At 71.9% G+C, this 4,157-nt stretch carries 3 protein-coding genes; 1 reads left to right on the forward strand and 2 read right to left on the reverse strand.

Annotated elements, in window-relative coordinates:
- Positions 1–169 precede the first annotated feature (169 nt).
- On the reverse strand, positions 170–1,546 hold the full coding sequence (locus AB0J52_RS30095; RefSeq protein ID WP_500186023.1) for a protoporphyrinogen/coproporphyrinogen oxidase: 1,377 nt from the start codon (positions 1,544–1,546) through the stop codon (positions 170–172).
- On the reverse strand, positions 1,536–2,303 hold the full coding sequence (locus AB0J52_RS30100) for an SDR family oxidoreductase (protein ID WP_500186025.1): 768 nt from the start codon (positions 2,301–2,303) through the stop codon (positions 1,536–1,538). The genes AB0J52_RS30095 and AB0J52_RS30100 overlap by 11 nt, the downstream gene beginning before the upstream one ends.
- 664 nt (positions 2,304–2,967) lie before the next feature.
- On the opposite strand from AB0J52_RS30100, the gene AB0J52_RS30105 reads away from it, so the two are divergent.
- The coding region (locus AB0J52_RS30105) for an iron-containing redox enzyme family protein (RefSeq protein WP_500186026.1) at positions 2,968–4,157 on the forward strand (1,190 nt) is incomplete at its 3' end.

Genomic DNA, 4,157 nt, shown 5'->3' on the forward strand with positions numbered 1-4,157 from the left:
CTACCGCAGACTCGGCCGCTGACCGCACCCGAACGACCGGCCGCACCCGAACGACCGGCCGCACCCGAACAACCGGCCGCGCCCGAACCACCGGCCGCACCTGAACCACCGGCCGCTGACCGCGCGAACGGGCCCCCGCCTTCTGGCGGGGGCCCGTTCTCCTGCGCGGTCAGTAGACGGCGGCCTCGCGGTTCTCGCGCGCGGACGGGTCGCGGTGCGGGAGCGGAATGCGCTCCGGTTCGCCGGTGAGCAGGTGGCGCGCGACGTCGCTGCCCATCTTCATCGCGTGGTCCATGTTCCCGTACTCGTAGAGCCAGGTGCCGAAGCGTCCGCGCGAGTAGATGCCGTGCCGCTCCAGGTGGCCGAGCAGCGTCGCCACGGCCTCGTTCCGGCCGAGGGTCGGGATCGGGTACGCCATCGGGATGCGGTGCGCCCACACCGAGCGCACCCGGTCGGCGTCCGGCAGCAGCCCGGCCGCGACGATGCCGTCGACGGTCTCGCGGACCAGCTCGTCCCGGGGCGGGCCCGGCACGCCCGCCGGAAGCGCGATCTCGGCGAGGAACGACACGTGCTCCGCGCGCGGCTCGGGCATGTTCCCCGGCGCGAACAGGCCCATGTTGGTGACCCGGTAGAACGGCGGCCGCTCGTCCGGGAAGTACATCCAGTGCCAGCCGGGGTCCACCGTGCCGGACGCGCCGACGCCGACCACGACGACCTGGTTGTGCCGCAGCTCCGCCGCCGCCTCCCGGACGTCCGGCGGCGCGTCCGCCAGGGCCGCCGCGATCCTGGTGAGCGGCATGGTGCTCACCATCCGGTCGTACCCGAGCACCTCGCCCGAGTCGAGCCGGACCGTCCGCGCGGCGGTGTCGATCCCGGTCACCGACCGCCCGTACCGGACGTCCGGCAGGCGCGCGGCGAGGCGGCGGAACGGCTCGCCGATGCCGCCGCTGCCGGGGTAGCTGAAGGTGCTGTTCGGCCCCCAGCCGGGTGCGGTCCGGCGCTCGACCAGGTTGCGCAGCGCGGTCTGCCAGTCCACGGTCGCGACCCGGTGCGCCACCCAGTCGGTGCACATCTCGGTCGTCGGGACCGTCCAGAGCTTCTCGTGGTAGGGCCGCATGAACCGGTCCACGATGCCGAGCCCGAACTGCTGGAGCAGCCAGTCGTCGTAGTTCCCGACCGGGCCGGACGGCCGCTCGATCATGTCGACCATGCAGTCGGCGGCGTCCGCCTCGGGCAGCGCCGTCAGGTTGTGCTGGAACGGGTAGGGCACCCAGCGCTCCCCGAACCGGATGTAGGACGACCGCTCGTGCCGCAGCACGTCGCCCGCCATGACGTCGTCCAGCAGGGAGTCGAAGTCGCCGAAGTAGCTGAACGCGACGTGCGCGCCGAGGTCCCAGACGAACCCGGCGGGGTCGGTGACCGACGAGGCGAGGCCGCCCGCGTGCGGGGCGCGTTCGAGCACGACGGGGCGTCCGCCGGCCAGGTGCAGTTCGCGGGCGGCGGCGAGGCCGCACGGCCCCGCCCCGACCACCAGGTCATGTCTCATTGCTGTGGCCCTCCAGGGCGGCGACCGGCCGGATGACGACGCTGGCGATGTCGACGCCGTCCGGCTGCCCGGTCACCCAGGCGATGGTGTCGGCGATGTGGCCGGTGGTCAGGCTCGGGCCGGGCGGGGTCCCGCCGGCCGGGTCCCAGAACGCGGAGTCGACGCGGCCGGGGGCGACCAGGGTGACGCGGATCCCGGTCCCGGCGACCATCAGCCGGACGTTCTCCGTCATCCCGGTCAGCGCCCACTTGGTCGCGCCGTAGAGGTTGCCGCGCGTGGCGACCGTCCCGGCGAGGCTCCCGACCAGGACGATCCGGCCGCGCCGGGCGCGCAGCGCGTCCAGCGCGGCGCGCACCAGCAGCGCCGGGCCGAGCACGTTGACGAGGACCATGTCGCGCCAGCCCGCCGGGTCGCCGTCCTCGATGCTGTCGAAGGTGGCCATCCCGGCGTTGGCGACCACGGTGTCCAGCCGCCCGAACCGCTCCAGCGTCGCGGCGACGGCCGCCTCGACGTCCGCCGGGTCGGCGGCGTCCGCCCGGACGGTCGCCAGCCGCCCGGCCGCCTCGGGACCGGCTCCGGGTCCGGCTCCGGGCGCCGCGCCGGGTTCCGCGGCGAGGTCGGCGGCGAGGGCGGCGAGGCGGGCCGGGTCGCGGCCGGTGACCGCGACGCGGTGGCCGAGGCCCAGCAGTCGGCGGGCGGTGGCCGCGCCGATGCCGCCCGCGCCGCCGGTGATCAGTGTGACGGGACCGTCCGCCATGGTGGCTCCGTAGGTTCGGTGACTCCGCAGGGTCATTCTGCGTGCCGCACCCCTGACCTCGGGCCTTTCAGATTGCGCTGCCTCTCCGGCGCCCCGCGCCGCCGGCGTCGGCGGGCCGGAACCGCTCCCGTGGCGGAGGACCGGACCCGGGCAGGGTGACCGGTTGCGGACAGAGTGTCGGCGCTTTGGGGGCTTTTGCGTAATACGCCATCGCGTATGTGACCCGCCGCGTCACGCTGCGTCAATTGTCGTGGACCGGCCGCACGGCCTTCCTGGGGCTATCACCTAGCGTGACGAAGTTGTCGGGAAACGAATCTGGACCTGCCTCTCAAGATCCGCTTATCCTACGGTCGGTCGTCCACGGGGCGCGCGGTATCGGTCGCCTTTCCGTCGCCCCGGACGGACTCTCGGACTAAATGAGCAATGGATCAAAGTCGATTCAGCTGCCCAGAGGGGGACGCGCAGATGTTGGCTCTTCGCCACACTCGTTCACCAGGAACCGCCGTCCCACCCGAACAAGCGCCGAGCTGAGTCGCACTTCTTTTTCCGTCAACACCCCTGGCCGCTTCGCCGAAAGGCGGATCCGGCACGCCCCGGCCTGCCGTAAAACGGCCGGTCCGGGAATCACGACCATCGCTCCACCCCACGGGATGGTTTGCCTTACATGACAATCCAGGAAGAACGCCTGCCCGCTTTCACATCGGGCGGGGAGGCCCTGCGCGGCCGGGTGGCGTCCTACACGGCGAACGAGCTGTTCGGCGGTCAGCCGGAACCGCTGCACGGCCCCAACCCCTACCGGCGCACGCTGGTGCCGGAGGCGCTGGCCGAGGTCGACTTCGACCGCCCCCTCGGGGCGCGGGAGGCCGCGTCGTCCAGATCGCTGACGGTCCACCGGATCCTCGGCACCTTCTACGAGTCCGAGACCGTGCTGCTCCCCGAGCAGGGGCTGTCCGGCCTGCGGCGGGACTTCGAGACGTTCTACGGCGAGCCGTTGCGGCGGATCAGGGAGTCCACCCTCTCCGACCTGGAGCGATTCGCCTTCGGCTTCCTCGACACCGAGGTCGAGGTCACCGGCGAGTGCACCCCCGAGGTGCTCGACGCCTACCTGCGGCACCTGGTCGACGAGGCGGCGCGCGGCGAGTCCGCCGGGCTGAACGCCGTGGTCAGGGCCGCGGACCGGCCGGTGGCCGCCGACACCTACCTGGTCCAGCTCGCGCTGGACGGCCTCACCGAGGCCTCGGCGATGTCGCGCAACCTCGGCGGCGCGTACGGCCCCGAGCAGTCGGCGCTGTTCAAGGTCTTCATCGACGAGTTCGGCTACGGCGTCCACGACGCGAAACACACCACGATCTTCACCAAGATGCTGCGCAGCCGGGGCATGGCCACGCACGTGCACGCCTACTGGAACTTCTATCTGCCCGGCCCGATGGCGATCAACAACCATTACTACCTGCTGTCCCGGGACCATGCGAAGTTCTTCCGCTACGCGGGGGCGGTCGCCTATGCGGAGGCCGTTTTCGCGCCGGCGTTCGTCAAAATGATCAAAGCGTACCGGGAGATCTTCGGCGCGGACGTCGATCTGCACTACTGCGACGAGCACGCGCACATCGACGAACACCACGGGCGAATCACCAGGGAAGAGATTCTGCTCTCGCTCGCCGAACGCCACGGCGACCATGTCGTTCCCGAACTGATGCGCGGCATCGCCGAGGCGAGAATGCTCGGCGACTGGTTCGAAAAGGACACCGCCGAGCAGATCGAATGGGCCGACACCATCCCGGCGCACCGGGAAATGGCCGCCGCCCGCACGCTCGACGGTCCGCCGGCGCGGATCGACCGGGCCCGGGGCGCGTC

Source organism: Spirillospora sp. NPDC049652, from assembly GCF_040675125.1.
In the GTDB taxonomy this organism is placed as follows: Bacteria; Actinomycetota; Actinomycetes; order Streptosporangiales; family Streptosporangiaceae; genus Spirillospora.

Excerpts from the sequence above, each read along its gene's own strand:
- AB0J52_RS30095 (WP_500186023.1), bottom strand. The coding sequence starts at position 1,546 with ATGAGACATGACCTGGTGGTCGGGGCGGGGCCGTGCGGCCTCGCCGCC.
- AB0J52_RS30100 (WP_500186025.1), bottom strand. The coding sequence starts at position 2,303 with ATGGCGGACGGTCCCGTCACACTGATCACCGGCGGCGCGGGCGGCATC.